Raw genomic sequence first — 17,432 nt, forward strand, 5'->3', positions numbered from 1 at the left:
ACCGAAAACATCACGGCATGGATTCTAGGGTCTACGCCGCGTCGCTTCGCTCCTTGCTTCGCCCTAGGATGACGAAGACGAGGTTCCTACGCTGCGGCGCTCAGCCCCAGCCGCTCGATCACCAGCTTGCGGGTCGAGACATAGTCGGTCTTGCCCGAGCCCAGCACCGGGATCTCCTCGACCTTGACGATGTCGTTGGGCACCATCAGCTCGGCTGCGCCGGCCTGCTTGCCAAACTTGCGCAGTTCCTCCGGGTCGGCGTCGTCGGCGGTGGTGACCAGCACGATGCGCTCGCCGCGCCGTTTGTCCGGCACCGCCACTGCCGCGTGGCGCTCCTCCGGCCACAGCGACTGCACCAGCATCTCGACCGCGCCCAGCGACACCATCTCGCCGGCGATCTTGGCGAAGCGCTTGGCGCGGCCGCGAATGGTGATGAAGCCATCGCGGTCGACCGAGACGATGTCGCCGGTGTCGTGCCAGCCGTCCAGCGACTGGAGTTCACCCGGCCGGTCGGCGGTCATGTAGCCCATCATCAGGTTCGGCCCGTCGAGCCAGAGACGGCCGGCATCGTCGATGCCCTCGACCGGCTCGAGCTTCATGCGTATCGCAGGCAGCAGCCGCCCGACCGTGCCGTCGCGGCCATGAATGGCGGTGTTGACGGCGACCACGGGAGCAGCCTCCGTCAGGCCAAAACCTTCGATGATTGCCGCCTGGAAACGCTCGCGGTAGACGCGCCGCGTCTCCGGCTTCACCGCCTCGGCCCCGGCGACGACGAAGCGGAGGCTGGAGAAATCGCCGTCCTTGGCGGTGCGCGCATAATTGGCGAGGAAGGTGTCGGTGCCGAACATGATGGTCGGCTTCACCTTGCGGGCGATCTCGGGAATGATCTTGTAGTGCAGCGGCGAGGGGTAGAGGAACAGTTTCACCCCGGTGACCAAAGGCAGGATGGTGCCGCCCGTCAGCCCGAACGAGTGGAACACCGGCAGCACGTTGAGCAGGATGTCGGCCGGCGAGATGGTGATGCGGGCTTCGGCTTGCATGGCGTTGGCGTGGAGGTTGCGGTGCGACAGCACTACGGCTTTGGGTGTGCCTTCCGAGCCTGAGGTGAACAGGATCACCGCCGGCTTGGCCGCATCCTGCGGCTGCAGGGGAAAGCGCCACAGCACTGCTGCGGCCAGCTTGTCCAGCGCCGTCACGCTCTCGCGGACGTCCTCCAACCACAGCATCCTGGCGCCGCCTGCCTCGACCGCCTCGACGATGTCGGCGAGGCCGGCTTTCTCGATGAAGGCGCGGGAGGAGACGACGGTGCGGATGACGGCGGTGCGCACGGCGGCGGTCACGCTGGCCGGCCCGGCGGTGTAGTTGATCATCGCTGCCACCCGGCCGGCCGACAAAAGCCCGACGAAGGACAGCACCACGCCATTGGCGTTGGGCAAAAGCAGCCCGACTGCCTCGCCGGGCGCTGTCACCGCTTCGAAGCGGCGGCCAAGCACGCGTGCGCCGATGAACATTTTGCGGTAGCTCATCGCGCCCGAGATGACGTCCTCGATGATCGGATGCGAGGCGCCGACACGGTCCGCGGCGTCGCGCATCGCCAGGAACAGGCCGCGATCGAGACTGCTGCCGAACAGCCGCGCCTCGGCGACACGGTCGAACAGCGCGTTGGTGTTCGAGGCCTGGTCCGGGTTGCGCGCCAAGAGCTCGGCAATGGTCATCGGCTCCAGCACGCTGATCGACAGCCGCGGAAACCAGTGACGCGGCGCCCTGTCCGCCGGCGTCAGCGACACCGGCAGGTCGCGTGCGCCGGCAACGAAGATTGGCACGATCCGGGCGTCGGCCTGCATGGCGATGCGGGTGATGGCGCGAAACAGCCGGAACGCCTTGACGTCGGGCTCGACCGCTTCGGGCAGATAGACGGCCAAGCGCCCCTTGCCCTTCAGCACCCGCACCAGCCGGCGGCTGACGAAAACATGTTCGGCATTGAAGGCGATGCTGCGGCCAAGCTCGCGCCACGGCTCCAGCCAGGGCGATCTGGCCGAGGCATCGTCGAGGATGTGCAGCGTGTCGTCCGGCAGCAGCGACAGCATCAGCGCCGGCTCGAAGCGCGACTGGTGCGAGACCACATAGATCACCGGCGCCGGCGCATTGCGGGCGATCCTGATGCGCTCGTCGGCGATCCGGTAGGCGAGCTTGAACGGCACGTAGAGCAACGCCTGGGTAAAACGCAGGCCAAGGCGGAATTTCTCGACCACGCCGATCAGCAGCCAGGCCACAACGAGACCCGCAAGCAGCGCCAGTGTCAGGATCATGCCGCGTCTCTCCCAACGTCCTCCATGCCGCGGCTCTTTGGCGGCCGCTTCGAGGGCAGAGCCTAGCGGAAGTGGTGGCGGCGTCAATGTGGACTGAGTGCCCTCTGACCTTCTCCCCACGAGGGAGAAGGTGGAGAGGTGCTAGGCCGCATTCAACCTCCCGCTGATGAAACGAAACTCCTGTGTCTTACCGCCATAGCCATAGGCCGCCGCCGGCACTTCGTGCACGAAGGCGTAGCTTTCCTCGTGCACATGACCCAGCAAGCGGCCGAAGGCGGCGAACACCGCCCGGAGATAGGCCTCCAGCTCGAGCTTGGTGTTGGTGCCGTCGACCACCTTGATGTCGAGCCAGAACGTGTTGGAGCCATGCTCGGCCAGCGACTTGCCGCCGGCGAACCAGTGCTGCGGATCGAGATAGTTGATCGCGACCGCGGTGATGGTCGGATCCTTGCGCAGATGCGTGGCCGTCAGTTCGGTGACTTCCTTTGCGATTGCGGCGGACAGTTTGGCATCGGGCTTGCCGGTGACGCTGATAGTGATGATCGGCATTGTTTTCTCCTCGAGTTGCTGCGGCCTCTGTTCGCCGTTGGGGAAACCATGTCACGATCATCGAACCAAAAAAATCGAATTGTTTTCAACTTATAATTCGATACTATCGAATTATGCAGACACTGGATCCAGACCTTCTCAAAACCTTCCTCGCTTTCGTCGACGGCGGTTCGCTGGGGCAGGCGGCGTCTGTCGTCGGCCGCTCGCCCTCCGCGGTGACGACGCAGATGCAGCGGCTGGAGGAGATCGTCGGCGAGTCATTGCTTCTGGCGCAGGGGCGGGGGCGCGGCCTGACGCCGGCCGGCGAGGATCTGGTCGGCCATGCCAGGCGCATTCTCGCCGTCCACACGGAAGCCTGGCTGGCGCTGAAGGGCGCGCGCGCCGATGGCCGCGTCGCCATCGGTACCACGCAGGATTTTGCCGACAGCGGCCTGCCGGAACTGCTGCGAGCCTTCGCCGCCAGCCATCCGCGGGTCAGGATCGAATTGCGCGTCGGCCGTTCCGCCGAACTCGCGCAGGCGCTGCAGTCCGGTCTGCTCGATCTGGCGATCACCATGCGCCAGGCCCAGGCGCCGGACGAAATCGGCCTGCTCCGCGAGCCGATGCTCTGGCTCTGCTCGCAAAAGGGGCTGGCCGCGCGGGAAGAAGAGATACCCCTGGCGCTGCTCGATCCGAATTGCGGCTTTCGCGAAGCGGCCCTTGCGGCCCTCGATGCCGCTGGCCGCCGCTACCGCATAGCCGCCGGCAGCGCCAGCCTTGCCGGCCTGCGCACGGCGGTCAATGCCGGCATCGCGCTGACCTTGCGTACCGCGCGCTTTGCCCATTCCGGCATCGTCGAAGCGCCGCGCGCCCTTGGCCTGCCGCCTGTTCCATCAGCCGAATTCGCCATCCGGCTGCGCCAGGGTGCCGATCTGCCGGCGCGGGATCTGGCGGCGCTGCTGAGCGGCAACCTCGCTTTGACCGGCAGTACCGGTTGATCCAAAGAAAAAGCCGACCTTACGATCGGCTTTAAGTAGGACGGGTCGAGGGGTTTGGGGGGACTTGGGGGTGACCCGTCGCACCAACAATGCCCGAGTCGGATGATGGTTCCGTGACTGCGAAAATATTTTAGCCGTCGGCTGCGCTCCGTCTGGCCACCAGCCAGTCGCGGCCGGCATGGGCAAACACCGCACACAGCACGATGGCACCGCCGATCATGCTGGCGGCCGGCGGGATCTCGGCCAGGAACAGGAAGGCGAACAGGATCGCGAACGGCACCTCGGCCGACCCCAGCAGGCCGGATTCGGGCGCCGGGATCAGCCGCGAGCCCTCCGTCCACAGGATCGAGGCCATCGCGAAGGTGGCGCCGAACGTGGCGAGCAGCACGGCATCCCCAGTTGAAACGGCCAGCGGATCGGTGACGAACCAGCCGAGCAGAAACAGAAGGAATGCCGACACAGCACCCGCCCAGACCACCGGCGTGTCGCGGAAGGCGCGCACCATGATCATGTAGAGTGCGCCGCCGATGGTCATCAGCAGCGCCAGGCCGTCGCCAAGCAGGTGGCCGGTGCCGAACCCGGACCCGACCATGATCGCCACGCCGCACAGCGACACCGCAGCGGCGGCCAGCGTTTGCATGCGGAACGGCTCGCGCACCAGGATGAAGGCAAGCAGCGCGGTGATGAAAGGCGCTGTGGCATAGATGATGGCGACATTGGCGACATAGGTGAATTTGAAGGCAGCGATGAAGGCGATGCTGGCAAGCGCCCCTTCGACTGCCAGCAGCCAGCCGCGCCAGCCGAGGCGCAGGCTTTCGCGCCCGTCCGCGCGACGGCGTCGCCACAGCACATAGGCGGTGATCAGGATCGAGCCGACAAAGCCACGCCAGCAGGTGATGGTCAGCGGGTCGGCATGAATCGATTTGGTGAGAACCCCGGTTAGCGCGAAGAAGGCCGCCGACGCCGACACCAGCATGATGCCGAGCGTTCGCTCGGCGGCGGTGTCGGTGGATGGCATGCTCAGAGCCTCTGTCATTTCAGCAGACTACGCCGTCACGTCCTGACACCATCCTGTCAGCAGCGATCCGTTGTCCACGTCTCAGTGTCATATCCTACAGCCGCTTGCGGAAATGCTCGTTGCCGACGATCAGCAGGCCGGCACCGATGATCAGCGCGGCCCCCAAGAACACTTCGCGGCGCGGCACGTCGCCCCAGATGGCGAAGCCGAGCGCGAAGGCCCAGACCAGCGACGTGTATTCGAACGGCGCCACGATCGACACCGGCGCCCGCTTCATCCCTTCGAACAGCAGGAATTGCGCGACGCCGCCGAGCGCGCCGACGCTGATGAGCAGCAGCAACTGGCCGCCATCGGGCATCTGCCACACGATGAGCGCCGGCACCGCCGAAAACACCAGGAAGTAGAAATTGTTGAGGATGAGCTGGATCATCGTCCGCTCCTGCATTGCCGTCTTGCGCAGCAGCACCACGGCGATGCCCCACAGCAGCGCGGCCGCCAGCACCAGAAGGATCGGCATGGACAGGCCGAGATGGGTGGGGTCGCAGGCCACGAACACGCCGGCAAAGCCGATCAGCACCGCCACCCAGCGCAGCAGCGGCACCTTTTCGCCGAGCATGAACACCGACAGCACGGTGACGATGATCGGGGCGGCATAGTAAACTGTGGTGAGCTCGGCCAGTTGAAGAGTGCGAGCGGCGTTGTAGTAGCAAAGCCAGGCGGCAAGCGTGAAGGCGCTGCGCACCAGCATCGGCCGTATGATGGGCGAGCGCGCTGTGTCGGCGAACACGCGCCGCCCGCCGATCACCGCGCAGCCGGCGAGCACGGTGATGCTGCGGAAGAACATGATCTGCCAGACGCTGATGCCGACGACGAGCAGCTTGATTGCAGCGTCCTGCGTCGAAAACAGGAAATAGGCGCCACCGGTCAGGAGGATGCCGGCAAGCACCCTTTCGCGGGTTTCCAGAATGGCGATATCGGCCATGCGACGGGTCCGGCAGCTGTCGAGAGAAGGAAGCCTGCCCAATCAAGCTCCACACCGCAGGCTATACGGGCGAGAGCCAGCGCGGCGCTACGCCAGCGCCGGCCTTGCGTTGGGGCAGGGGTTCCATGGCGAGCCGCGCTGTCGCGAGGCTCACTGCGTCGCCTGATAAAGCTCCGAAGCGGCCTCCTTCAGCGCGCGCCGTCCGTCAGGCCTGAAATACATCATGTGCCCGCCCTCGACGACATCGAGGCGGATCGGTTTGGCATTGGCGAGCGACGGGATCTGGTTCACCAGGTAGCGCGAGGCGAGATAGGGCGTGACAAGGTCCGTGTAGCCGTTGACGATGACGACGCCGAGCGCCGGGTTCAGCGAGCGCGCCCGCTGCAGATCGTCCATCACGCCGACATAGCCTTGCCGCGAGGCGCTGGTGCCGTAGTCCCAATTGTGGCTGATCTCGCCATTGAGCAACCGGTAGCTGACATCGGTGCGAAAATTCAGCTCGTCGCGGGCATAGGCGACGAAGGCCGAGGTCAGCACCGGCACGCTGCGGTCGAGCACCGGGTCCGGGCCGGCGATGCGGGCGCTCTCGGGCGCGATGTCGGCTGTCGCGATCGTGCCGTCATAGGGGCTGAGCACCTTGCCGCTGGCGCGGGCAAACTCCCTTGCGAACAGGCCGGTCGGGATACGCGCGAAATTCCGCTGGACGAGGTCGAGCGACAGTCCGGTGAACTCCGCCACGCGCTGGCTCGCCAGCCGCCCGCCCTGCTCCAGCCCGCTGGCCAAGGCCGTAAGGTAGTCGCCCATCGCATAGTGCTCGACCTCGGTGAGCTTCTCGCGCAGCGCATCGCCGCTGACGCCTTCGGCGCGCAGGCGCACCGCCGCCAGCGATGGCAGTTCGAGCGCCCAATGCAGCGGCTCGAATTCGTCCGGCTGCACCAGCATGAACTCCAGCGCCGGCGAGATCAGCACGATGCCGTTCGGGCTGATGCCGATATCCTCCTGCAGGGTCCTGGCAAGCAGTGCCGCGCGGAACCCGCCATAGCTTTCCCCGGCGAGGAAGAGCGGCGATCCGGTGCGGCCGTTCTGTGCAAGAAAGAGCCGGATGAAAGCGCCTACCGAACTGGCATCCTGGTTGACGCCCCAGAAGTCGTGCGTGTCCTGGCCCGGTGCCTCCCGGCTGTATCCGGTGCCGACCGGGTCGACGAAGACGAGGTCGCTCATGTCGAGCCAGCTGTCCGGATTGTCGATGAGCCTTTGCGGCGAGGGCAGGAACTCCCCGTTGGCACGGGTCGCAATGACGCGTGGGCCGAGCGCGCCAAGATGCAGATAGGCGGACGCCGCTCCCGGGCCGCCGTTGAACACGAAGGTGATGGGCCGCTGCGGCTGGTTCGCTGCGTTGTCCGGCGGCCGCAGCGTGTAGGCGACATAGAAGATCTCCGCCGTGACGTCGCCCTTGCCGGAAAGCAGCGACAGCGTGCCGGCTTTTGCCTGATAGTCCAGCTTGCGCCCGGCAAGCGTGATCGAATGGCTGGTGGTCTGCGGCGATGGCAGCAGCGACAGGACGCCGCCCGTGGGCGCCGGCCGTTCCGCTGTTTCAGCCAGGACTGGCTGCGCGAAGGCGGCAAGCGACAGCAGGATCAGGGGGACGAGTTTCAGCTTGAATGGCATGACGCCTCCGCGAGAACGACTGTCGCATAGGTATGACCGGGGCGGTCGAAGTCAAAGGAAATGACGGATGGATGGTCGTTGGTTCGGCATCGCCAAAGTCGAGTTCCTTCGCGCCCCCGCTGTCCCGCCAGCATATCGGTGCTATCAAAGCGTGAAGGACTCGGAAGGATTGAACATGGACGCCACCGCACTGAAGGCCATGCAGGCGCCTTTGAAGGAAGCCTATCGCGACGATGCTTCGCGGGCGCTGATCACGCTTCGGGCCAAGGGTTCGATCGAAGACCAGTCGATCGCCTGCAAGGTCGAGACGGGCAGGGCGCTGGCCATTGCCGGCCTGCATCCGGCCACCGGCGGCTCCGGGCTCGAACTCTGCTCCGGCGACATGCTGCTGGAGGCGCTGGTGGCTTGCGCCGGGGTGACGCTGAAGGCGGTGGCCACCGCACTCGAATTCAGGCTTGGCGCCGCGACCGTCGAGGCCGAAGGCGACCTCGACTTTCGCGGCACGCTTGGCGTGGCCAAGGATGCGCCGGTCGGCTTCCGCGCCATCCGGCTCAATTTCAGTCTCGACACGGATGAACCGCAAGAGCGCATCGATGCGCTGCTGAAGCTCACCGAACGCTACTGCGTGGTGTTCCAGACGATCAGCAACAAGCCGGAGATGACGGTTTCAGCGCGGCGCTGACACTGCCGATCTCCCCCCTTGTGGGGGAGATGCCTGGCAAGGCAGAGGGGGGCGCTGTCCCGCCGGCCTCTCGCCCCTGTTCTATCAAACCGAGTCGCTTCGCAACGGGTGGACTAAATGAAGGTAGGCGATCCTTCGCGCCCCCCTCTGTCCTGCCGGACATCTCCCTCACGAGGGGGGAGATCGGCTGTCTTCCCGGCTTTCGCTAACTTCCCCTCTACTGCGCCGCCGGCTCCTCGGCGTCGCCTTCGTCGGTGAACGGCGAGGCGCTCGGCACGCAGTTCACCGCCCAGCCGGCCGGCGTCGGTTGCTTCTGGTATTCGGTGATGGCGTTGGTGCACTGGTCGCGCGTGTCGAAGGTGCTGGGCAGCACCACCATGCCGCCCTGCGGGCCGGCGATCACCAGATACCAAACAAGTGCGACGCTGGGAGCAGCCATGGGAATTCCTCGCTTTGCTGTTGTGGGAGTCGCCGTGACCCTAGCAACTCCGACCGGGTGGCGGAAGCGCGCGTCGTGCGCGTCGCTCCGCCCCGGCATCACAGCCGCGTGATGTCAGCCGTTCCCGAGTGCCGCTCAGTTCACGGCAAAGCAGTAGAACAGGCCGTCGCCGCCGGTGCCTTGCAGCGCCTCCTGGCTGCAGCCGCCGCGCGAGGCATGCGAGGAGTTCCACGACTTGGCGGCCGCCGAATCGTCAAGCCCGGTGCGGTCGTGGTGGCCGACCATCGCCACGCCGTCCGCGCCGCTCATCGTCCAGTCGCCGCAGGTCTGATCGGCGATCTTGGTGCCGTCGGGCTTGGAGCCGGTCAGCACGTCGTGCCGGTTCGGCTTGTCGCCGCGGCCGTTGACCACTTCGCCTTTTTCATTGAGCGCCGTCTCCTTGGTGATGGCGTTGGCGTCGCCGTGCAGCGAGGCGACATCGTCGGCGATCTTGACGCCCTTGGCGTTGACCCATGGGCCCTTGCCGATGCGGTCGCGCGCATCGGCGTCGCTGGTCGAGAGATAGGCAGCCCAGATCGTGCCGGTGACCCCTACGGCCTCGGCCAGCGCGGCGCAATGCGCATCGGCGCCCTTGATGCCGCCAAGGTCGGCGCCCTTGCCGGAGCCGACGCTGGTGACGAAGAAACTCATCGTCGCGCCCTGTGAATAGGCGACGCCAGCTGCTGCGAGGAAGGTGGCGGCGGTGGCGAGAAGCAATCTGCGCATAGTGGTCCTCCGTTCTTCGGGTTCGAATGTTCTACATTCGAAGAACGTCACCGAGCGCGGAATTCTTCCACCTGAAATGCCTGTTTATTCCGGCTGCCGGTAGGCGACAAAGCGGTTTTGCTTGGCCTGGAAGATCAGCCCGGTCTCTTTCAGGTCCGGGCTCGCCAACGGCACGATGCGTTTTGCGATCTCCGAAGGATGCGGCAGTGTCTCCGGATCCTCGCCGGGAACGGCCTGTGCGCGCATCGCGGTGCGGGTGGCGCCTGGATCGGCGGCATTGACCCTGAGCGGAAGGCTCTGCGTCTCATGCGCCCAGGAGCGCATCATCGTCTCGACCGCCGCCTTCGAGGCCGCGTAGGGCGCCCAGAAGGCGCGCGCCGAGTGCGCCGCGTTGGAAGACAGGATGATGGCGCGGCCGGCGTCGGAGAGCCGAAGCAGTGGGTCGACCGAGCGGATCAGCCGCCATGTCGAGGTGACGTTGATGGTCATCACCTTCTCGAAGGTTTTTGCCTCGACATGGCCGATCGGCGAGATGACGCCGAGCACGCCGGCATTGGCGACAAGGATGTCGAGTTTGCCCCAGCGCTCATGGATGGCGCCGCCCAACCGGTCGATGCCGGCCATGTCGGCGAGGTCGAGCGGCACCAAGGTGGCTTCGCCCTTGCCGGTCTTGGCGCGTTCGGCCTTGATCTCGTCGTCGAGCTCTTCCAGTCCGCCGACGGTCCGCGCCACCGCAATCACATGCGCGCCGGCGGCGGCTAGTTCCTTGGCGATGAAATAGCCGATGCCGCGCGAGGCGCCGGTGACGACCGCGGTGCGGCCGGAGAGGTCGAGGCTCATGCGATATTTCCGTAAGGGTGCCTATGCCCCGCTCGTCGCCAGCAGCGACAGCGTGCGCACATTGTCGTGGCCTTCGAAGTCGAGCAGGCGGGTCGGGTACTGGCCTGTGAAGCAGGCGTCGCAGAATTGCGGCTGCTCATTGTCGCGGCCGGCCTCGCCGACGGCGCGGTAGAGGCCGTCGATCGACAGGAAGCCGAGCGAATCGACGCGGATGAACTCGGCCATCTCCTGGATGGACATGCGCGACGCCAGCAGTTTCGACTTCTCCGGCGTGTCGACGCCGTAGAAGCAGGAGGCGCTGGTCGGCGGCGAGGCGATGCGCATATGCACCTCCTTGGCGCCGGCGTCGCGCACCATCTGCACGATCTTCTGGCTGGTGGTGCCGCGCACGATGCTGTCGTCGACCAGCACCACGCGCTTGCCCTCGATCATGCGGCGGTTGGCGTTGTGCTTCAGCTTGACGCCCATGTGGCGGATCGAATCGCCGGGCTGGATGAAGGTGCGGCCGACATAGTGGTTGCGGATGATGCCGAGTTCGAAGGGGATGCCTGCGGCCTGGGAAAAGCCGATCGCCGCCGGCGTGCCGGAATCCGGCACCGGCACGATGATGTCGGCGTCGACGGGGCTTTCCTGCGCCAGTTCGGCGCCGATGCGCTTGCGCACCTCATAGACGTTGCGGCCCTCGACCGAGGAGTCCGGCCGCGCGAAATAGACATATTCGAAGATGCAGAAGCGGGTCTTCTGCGGCTCGAACGGGAACAGGCTCTCGATGCCCTTGGCGGTGACGACGACCATCTCGCCCGGCTTGAGGTCGCGCACGAAGCGGGCGCCGATGATGTCGAGCGCGCAGGTTTCGGAAGCGAGGATCCAGGCGCCGTCGAGGTCGCCCAGCACCAGCGGGCGGATGCCCAGCGGGTCGCGGCAGCCGATCATCTTCTTGGCCGTCATCGCCACCAGCGAGAAGGCGCCTTCGACCTGGCGCACCGCGTCGATGAAGCGCGAGTTGAGATCGCGTTCCTTGCTGGTGGCGACGAGATGCAAGAGCGTCTCGGTGTCGGAGGTCGACGAGAAGATCGCGCCCTGCTTCTGCAGCGCGCGCTGCACGGTCATCGCATTGGTCAGATTGCCGTTGTGGGCTACGGCGAAGCCGCCATCGGCAAGCTCGGCGAAGAAGGGCTGGATGTTGCGCAGGCCGGCACCGCCGGTGGTGGCATAGCGGGTGTGGCCGATGGCGCGGTTGCCTTGCAGGCTGTCGATGACGCGCTGCTTGGTGAAGGTGTCGCCGATCAGGCCGACATGGCGTTCGACATGAAATTGGCTGCCGTCATAGGAGACGATGCCGGCGGCCTCCTGGCCGCGATGCTGCAACGCGTGCAGGCCGAGCGTGACGATGGCTGCGGCATCCTGCCGGCCGAATATGCCGAACACGCCGCATTCGTCGTGGAAATGGTCGTCGGCCTCGGCGGAAAGCAAATCGTCTGCGTCTGCCATGTGGGGCTCAAGCTCCGCTAAAATCGCCATATAAGGTGATAGCGCGTCGAAAGCAACGCATGCCGCGCGGCGTTCACATCATCGTCAGGCCCGGCCCTCGTTGGCCAGGCTTCAGTTTGCCGGCGCCGCGGGCGCCGGATTGGCGGGCTGGGCCGGTGCATTGTCGGCCGGCGCATCGCTTCCGCTGTCGTCGGGCGCCGGGGCATCGGCGTCGTCGCCGGTTGCCGGTGCTTCCGTTGTCGGCGCGGCTGGGGCCTCTGTGCCGGCCTCGGGCGCCGCCGGCTGATTCGGATTCAGCTTCTTCAGGATCGTGTTTTCCGGATCCTCTGGCAGCAGGCTTTCCAGCTTGGTGCCGATCTGTTCCAGCAGCGGCCGCGACTTGGCGTTGGCGACCCAGGCCGGAGCCTTGGCGCCGGCCAGCCAGTTGAAGAACAAAAGCGCCACCGCGACCACCAGGATGCCGCGCGCCGCGCCGTAGAGGAAACCCAGCGTGCGGTCGAGCGCGCCGATCCTGGAATCGATGATCCAGTCGGCGAGTTTCATGGTGATGACGGAAACGACGATCAGCGCGATGACGAAGACGATGGCGGCAGCCGCCGCCATGGCGATCTTGTCGTTGTCGACATAGGGCTGAACGTAGGGCAGAACCGGCTTGTAGAAGAAGAACGCCGCTGCCGCCGCCGCTGCCCAGGAAACCACGGACAGCACCTCGCGGGAGAAACCGCGAACCATGGCCAGCATCGCCGAGACCAGGGTGAAGCCGACGAGAATTCCGTCAAGCAGCGTAATCGGCATGTCTTTCGCCCCTGTCTTTTTTCACAGCTCGACGAGCCGCGTCACTCTTCCTCGTCGGCGCGGCTGCGCCGTGAGCCGGCTATGCGCGCCACGAGATCGGCAAGCTCGGTGGGCTGGAAAGCGCTGGCCCCGATCCCCCCGGCCCCATTACCACCGACAAGTTCCTCACTGCCCAAGGGCAGAACCGCGCTTCCAAAACCCAGCTTTTCGGCCTCCTTGAGGCGCTGCTGCGCGTGCGCAACTGGCCTCACAGCGCCCGACAGGCTGATTTCGCCGAAATAGACGCAATCGGCCGGAAGGGCAAGACCGGTGAGCGACGAAACCAGTGCCGCCGCCACCGCGAGATCGGCGGCCGGCTCCGAAATCCGGTAGCCGCCGGCGACGTTGAGATAGACATCGTGGGTGCCGAAGCGCACCCCGCAATGCGCTTCCAGCACGGCCAGCACCATCGACAGCCGCGCGCCGTCCCAGCCGACGACGGCGCGGCGCGGCGTGCCGAGCGAGGAGGGTGCGACCAGCGCCTGGATCTCGACGAGCACCGGACGCGTGCCTTCCATGCCGGCGAAAACCGCGGCGCCCGGCGATTTCGCATGGCGTTCGCCGAGGAACAGCTCCGACGGATTGGCGACCTCGCGCAGGCCCTTGTCCGACATCTCGAAGACGCCGATCTCGTCAGTCGGTCCGAAACGGTTCTTCACCGTGCGCAGGATGCGGTAGTGATGGCCGCCTTCGCCCTCGAAATAGAGCACGGCGTCGACCATGTGCTCGACGACGCGAGGGCCGGCGATCTGGCCTTCCTTGGTGACGTGGCCGACCAGCACGATCGCAGCGCCTGTGGATTTCGCATAGCGGATCATCGCCTGGGCGGCGGCGCGCACCTGGGTGACGGTGCCCGGCGCCGAATCGGCGAGGTCGGTCCACAGCGTCTGGATCGAATCGAGGATCACCAAATCCGGCCGCTTGCCGTCGGCGATCGTCGCCAGGATGTCCTCGACATTGGTTTCGGCGGCAAGCTCGACGGGCGTGTCGGCGACGCCGAGTCGCTGGGCGCGCAGCCTGATCTGGGCGACGGCTTCCTCGCCCGAGACATAGACGATGCGGTGGCCTTTTGACGCCAGCGCCGCTGCGGCCTGGGTCAGAAGCGTCGACTTGCCGATGCCGGGATCGCCGCCGACCAAAAGTGCCGAGCCGCGGACAAAACCGCCGCCGGTGGCGCGGTCGAGCTCGCCGATGCCCGACACGATGCGTGGTGCATCCTCGATGTCGCCGGACAGGCTGGTCAGCACCACGGCGCGGCCCTTGCGGGCATTGCGCGTGTTGGCCGGCCCCGAGCCGATGCCGCCGGCGGTGCCTTCCTCGACGAGCGTGTTCCACTCGCCGCAGGCATCGCATTTGCCGGCCCAGCGCTGATGCACGGAGCCGCAATTCTGGCAGATGAACTGGACGCGGGATTTAGCCACGCTCTGACCTTCCCGCCAATTGGGGAGCGCTGTGATCCTTCGCGCCCCCCTCTGTCCTGCCGGACATCTCCCCCACGAGGGGGGAGATTGGCAGTCGCTCGCGGCGGCGCTCTTTTCTGCAACGTTGAAAATTGGCGAAACCCGACGCGCTGTCCGGTCTCCCCCCTTGTGGGGGAGATGTCCGGCAGGACAGAGGGGGGCGCCGTAGAGCGCTGCGGTTTGGTGCGACGTCCACCAAGCGGCTACTCAAACCGATCCGGCAGATGATGCTCCTCGGCAAGATCCGAGAAGCGGGTGAACTCGCCCTGGAAGGCGAGGCTGACCGAACCCGTCGGGCCGTGGCGCTGCTTGGCGACGATGACTTCGGCCTTGCCGCGCATCTCGTTCATCTCGTTTTCCCACTTGACGTATTCGTCGGTACCGGGCTTCGGCTCGCGGTTCTTGAGATAGTACTCCTCGCGATAGACGAACATCACCACGTCGGCGTCCTGCTCGATCGAGCCGGATTCGCGCAGATCCGACAGCTGCGGGCGCTTGTCGTCGCGGCTTTCGACCTGACGCGACAGCTGCGACAGCGCGATGATCGGCACACTGAGTTCCTTGGCCAGCGCCTTCAGGCCGGTGGTGATTTCGGTGATTTCCTGCACGCGGTTCTGCGAGGATTTGGCACTCGATCCCTGCATCAGCTGGATATAGTCGATGACGATGAGGTCGAGGCCGCGCTGACGCTTCAGCCGGCGGGCGCGGGCGGACAGCTGGGCAATGGAAATGCCGCCGGTCTGGTCGATGAACAGCGGGATCTTCTGCATGGTCTGCGAGCAGGCGACCAGCTTCTCGAAATCCATCTCGGAAATCTCGCCACGACGGATTTTTGACGACGGGATCTCCGTCTGCTCGGAAATGATACGGGTGGCGAGCTGCTCCGACGACATTTCCAGCGAGAAGAAGCCGACGACGCCGCCATTGGCGGCCTTGAACGAACCGTCGGCCTGCTGCGCCGGCACATAGGCCTCGGCGATGTTGAAGGCCATGTTGGTGGCCAAAGACGTCTTGCCCATGCCCGGGCGGCCGGCGATGATGATCAGGTCGGACGGCTGCAGGCCGCCCATGCGGCGGTCGAGGTCGCGCAGGCCGGTGGCGACGCCCGACAGATGCCCGTCGCGCATATAGGCGGCATTGGCCATGTCGACGGCGGTCTTGACCGCGTCGGTGAAGCTTTCGAAGCCACCGTCGTAGCGGCCGGTCTCGGCCAGCTCGAACAGGCGCCGCTCGGCATCCTCAATTTGCTCGGAGGGCGCCATGTCGACCGGCGCGTCATAGGCGATGTTGACCATGTCCTCGCCGACGGTGATCAGTGCGCGGCGCGTCGCCAGGTCATAGATGGCGCGGCCATAATCGGTGGCGTTGACGACGGTGACGGCCTCGACGGCAAGCCGAACGACATATTGCGCCACCGTCATGTCGCCGACCTTCTCGTCGGCAGGCAGGAAGGTTTTTAGCGTGATCGGCGTCGCCACCTTGCCCATGCGGATGAGCTCGGCAGCAATCTCGAATATCCTGCGGTGCAGCGGCTCGTAGAAATGCCCGGCTTTGAGGAAGTCGGAGACGCGGTAGAAGGCATCATTGTTGACGAGGATGGCGCCGAGCAGCGCCTGCTCGGCCTCGATATTGTTTGGTGCCTCGCGATAAAGCGGTGTTTCCGCCACGCCGAACTTGCGCGCTGCCTCAGCCATGATGTCCCCGAATTTCGATCCCGCATTCTCGATATCAGAACGGACAAAAGCCGGTGCTGACTTATCTGCAACAGTGCCTGTCCAACCAGCTTTGATGCCCACTGTTCACAGGAGAGGCACACCGTCCACAGGACAGAATTCCCGTGCTCCGATTCCGATTGACTCGGCAAGGTGGTGATTCTGCATATGATAGAACAAATAAGGAACAAATGCAACTTGCAGGTAGTGTCTCAGTTTGAAATTTGCGGGATGATCAGCACGGCGACGACTTCGATGAGGGGGATTACCACGTAGATGGCAAGGAAGCCGGCAATCCCCACCCCGATTTTGACCAGCCAAGACGAATGAGGGGGCGCCCTCCAAGCGAAATATGCGCTCGCGACGCCCAAACCCAATGCGACAATGCCAATGAGCGGAGACCGCGTCATTGGCAGCATTTGATCACCAAAAACCAGAAAGATCGCGCTAATGAAGATTAGCTGGGCCGCGAGCCCAAATAGAAACGCGCGTTTCATACGGCCCTCCCGGTGCTATCTTTTATCGGCATCAGGCGACAACTTTCGTTTTGTACGGACCGCACTTGCCCGGCTTCGGGGCAACAGCATCCATCTTGTCGCAAAGGTCGCTCATTGACCATAGCGTTTGCGAAACGCCAGCGGCTTTAGACCGCATCGCCCCAGTCCAGCCGCCGCGCCGCTTTGAACGCATCGCCGTCGCGCTTGGTGAAGAGTTTTTCGCCGGCGCTGCCGTCCGGTTCGCAAAGCTTCAGCAACACCTTGCCGGAGCCTGATCTCGGCGGCGCGATCACCCGCGCCGCGCGGGAAGGAGCCGGCTCCCGCGAGGCCGCGACATAGATGAACTTCTCGTCCTCCCATGGCACGTCGGCGTCCTTGGCCAGCCGATGCAGGCGCGAGCGGGCGACGCGGCGCGAAAAATGGCACCAGTCGGGCTGGGCGAGCGGGCAGGGCACCTCATGCGGGCATGGCGCCAGGATATGCGCGCCGGCTTCGATCAGTTGCCGTCGCACCGCAAGGATGCGCTGCCAGCCAGCCGACGTGCCCGGCTCGACGATCAGCAGCGTGTCGGCGGTCAATTGCCAGAGCCGGTCGACCAGCTTCGGCAGCGATGCTGGCGTGATCTCGTCCAGCACATAGGCACAGCTGACCAGATCGGCCGGTCTGAGGCCGGCAAGGTCGATGGTGGCGTCGCCGGCAATCCATGATGTCTTGGCGGTGATCGCGTCGGCGGCGAGCGTCTCGCCGACCTTGCGCACCGCGGCACTGGCTTCCAGCAGCACCGCCGCTTCGAGATCGGGCCAGAGATCGGCGGTAGCCCAAAGCACCGTGCCGGGGCCGGCGCCGACGTCGAGCAAGGTCTTTGGCGCAAAGCCAGGCTGGGCCTCCGCCAGCGCGTCGAGGCTGGCGCGCACGGCGGCGTAGGTCGCCGGCAGCCGCGTCGCCAGATAGGCTCTGACCGCAAGGTCCTCGGCCATATGCAGGCGGCCGTCGCGCAGTTCGGTGCGATAGCGGTCGGACAGCGTCCTTGCCGCCTGTTTCAATACGGGCAGGGGCACCTTGTCGAGCAGGCGCTCGACGCCCTGTCTGAGGAGAGCAGGCAGTTCCACGGCTCAGGCTCCCTTAGAATCGGATGATTTCAGGTCGAATCGACCTGAAATCATCCGATTCTAAATCAAAGAGATAGAGCATGATGTCGTCCGAAAACCG

General features: G+C 65.4%; 16 protein-coding genes. 2 read left to right on the forward strand and 14 right to left on the reverse strand.

Annotated features, from left to right (window positions below):
• Positions 1-86: 86 nt before the first annotated feature.
• Together A6B35_RS13210 and A6B35_RS13215 are read right to left on the reverse strand one after the other, a co-directional pair.
• Positions 87-2,309: an AMP-binding protein gene (locus A6B35_RS13210; protein ID WP_006202284.1), complete on the reverse strand. Its 2,223-nt coding sequence runs from the start codon at positions 2,307-2,309 to the stop codon at positions 87-89.
• A gap of 141 nt (positions 2,310-2,450) precedes the next feature.
• Positions 2,451-2,858, reverse strand: a complete 408-nt coding sequence (locus A6B35_RS13215; protein WP_006202285.1) for a tautomerase family protein — start codon at positions 2,856-2,858, stop codon at positions 2,451-2,453.
• 113 nt (positions 2,859-2,971) lie between these two features.
• Here A6B35_RS13215 and A6B35_RS13220 point away from each other — a divergent pair, with 113 nt between their 5' ends.
• Positions 2,972-3,835, forward strand: coding sequence for a LysR substrate-binding domain-containing protein (locus tag A6B35_RS13220; protein WP_006202286.1), 864 nt, complete (start codon positions 2,972-2,974; stop codon positions 3,833-3,835).
• A gap of 130 nt (positions 3,836-3,965) precedes the next feature.
• Here A6B35_RS13220 and A6B35_RS13225 read toward each other — a convergent pair whose 3' ends face one another.
• From A6B35_RS13225 to A6B35_RS13235, 3 genes are all read right to left on the reverse strand, one after another.
• On the reverse strand, positions 3,966-4,853 hold the full coding sequence (locus A6B35_RS13225) for a DMT family transporter (protein WP_006202287.1): 888 nt from the start codon (positions 4,851-4,853) through the stop codon (positions 3,966-3,968).
• A gap of 94 nt (positions 4,854-4,947) precedes the next feature.
• Complete coding sequence (locus tag A6B35_RS13230) at positions 4,948-5,835, reverse strand: DMT family transporter (RefSeq protein WP_006202288.1); 888 nt, start codon at positions 5,833-5,835, stop codon at positions 4,948-4,950.
• Between the two features lie 150 nt (positions 5,836-5,985).
• Complete coding sequence (locus A6B35_RS13235) at positions 5,986-7,503, reverse strand: S10 family peptidase (protein WP_006202289.1); 1,518 nt, start codon at positions 7,501-7,503, stop codon at positions 5,986-5,988.
• 175 nt (positions 7,504-7,678) lie between these two features.
• Here A6B35_RS13235 and A6B35_RS13240 point away from each other — a divergent pair, with 175 nt between their 5' ends.
• Entirely contained in the window at positions 7,679-8,185 is a 507-nt protein-coding gene (locus A6B35_RS13240) for an OsmC family protein (protein ID WP_006202290.1), read from the forward strand.
• 217 nt (positions 8,186-8,402) lie between these two features.
• On the opposite strand, the gene A6B35_RS13245 is transcribed toward A6B35_RS13240, so the two are convergent.
• The 9 genes from A6B35_RS13245 to A6B35_RS13285 form a co-directional block, all read right to left on the reverse strand.
• Positions 8,403-8,624: a hypothetical protein gene (locus A6B35_RS13245; RefSeq protein ID WP_006202291.1), complete on the reverse strand. Its 222-nt coding sequence runs from the start codon at positions 8,622-8,624 to the stop codon at positions 8,403-8,405.
• A 135-nt stretch (positions 8,625-8,759) separates the two neighbouring features.
• The gene (locus tag A6B35_RS13250; protein WP_006202292.1) at positions 8,760-9,389 is read right to left on the reverse strand and encodes a hypothetical protein; all 630 of its coding nucleotides are present in this window, start codon (positions 9,387-9,389) and stop codon (positions 8,760-8,762) included.
• A gap of 84 nt (positions 9,390-9,473) precedes the next feature.
• Positions 9,474-10,229, reverse strand: coding sequence for an SDR family NAD(P)-dependent oxidoreductase (locus A6B35_RS13255; RefSeq protein WP_065518193.1), 756 nt, complete (start codon positions 10,227-10,229; stop codon positions 9,474-9,476).
• Positions 10,230-10,250: 21 nt separating this feature from the next.
• Positions 10,251-11,720: an amidophosphoribosyltransferase gene (gene purF / locus A6B35_RS13260; protein WP_006203700.1), complete on the reverse strand. Its 1,470-nt coding sequence runs from the start codon at positions 11,718-11,720 to the stop codon at positions 10,251-10,253.
• Positions 11,721-11,831: 111 nt separating this feature from the next.
• Positions 11,832-12,515 (reverse strand): CvpA family protein, encoded by a 684-nt coding sequence (locus A6B35_RS13265; protein WP_006203701.1) that lies wholly within the window; start codon positions 12,513-12,515, stop codon positions 11,832-11,834.
• A 41-nt stretch (positions 12,516-12,556) separates the two neighbouring features.
• Positions 12,557-13,975: a DNA repair protein RadA gene (radA, locus tag A6B35_RS13270; protein WP_006203703.1), complete on the reverse strand. Its 1,419-nt coding sequence runs from the start codon at positions 13,973-13,975 to the stop codon at positions 12,557-12,559.
• 242 nt (positions 13,976-14,217) lie between these two features.
• The gene (locus tag A6B35_RS13275) at positions 14,218-15,708 is read right to left on the reverse strand and encodes a replicative DNA helicase (RefSeq protein WP_065518194.1); all 1,491 of its coding nucleotides are present in this window, start codon (positions 15,706-15,708) and stop codon (positions 14,218-14,220) included.
• A 230-nt stretch (positions 15,709-15,938) separates the two neighbouring features.
• Positions 15,939-16,223 (reverse strand): hypothetical protein, encoded by a 285-nt coding sequence (locus A6B35_RS13280; protein WP_006203704.1) that lies wholly within the window; start codon positions 16,221-16,223, stop codon positions 15,939-15,941.
• 146 nt (positions 16,224-16,369) lie between these two features.
• Complete coding sequence (locus tag A6B35_RS13285) at positions 16,370-17,332, reverse strand: small ribosomal subunit Rsm22 family protein (RefSeq protein WP_006203707.1); 963 nt, start codon at positions 17,330-17,332, stop codon at positions 16,370-16,372.
• Between the last annotated feature and the right edge of the window lie 100 nt (positions 17,333-17,432).

The organism is Mesorhizobium amorphae CCNWGS0123 (assembly GCF_001686985.1).
Taxonomy (GTDB): Bacteria; Pseudomonadota; Alphaproteobacteria; order Rhizobiales; family Rhizobiaceae; genus Mesorhizobium; species Mesorhizobium amorphae.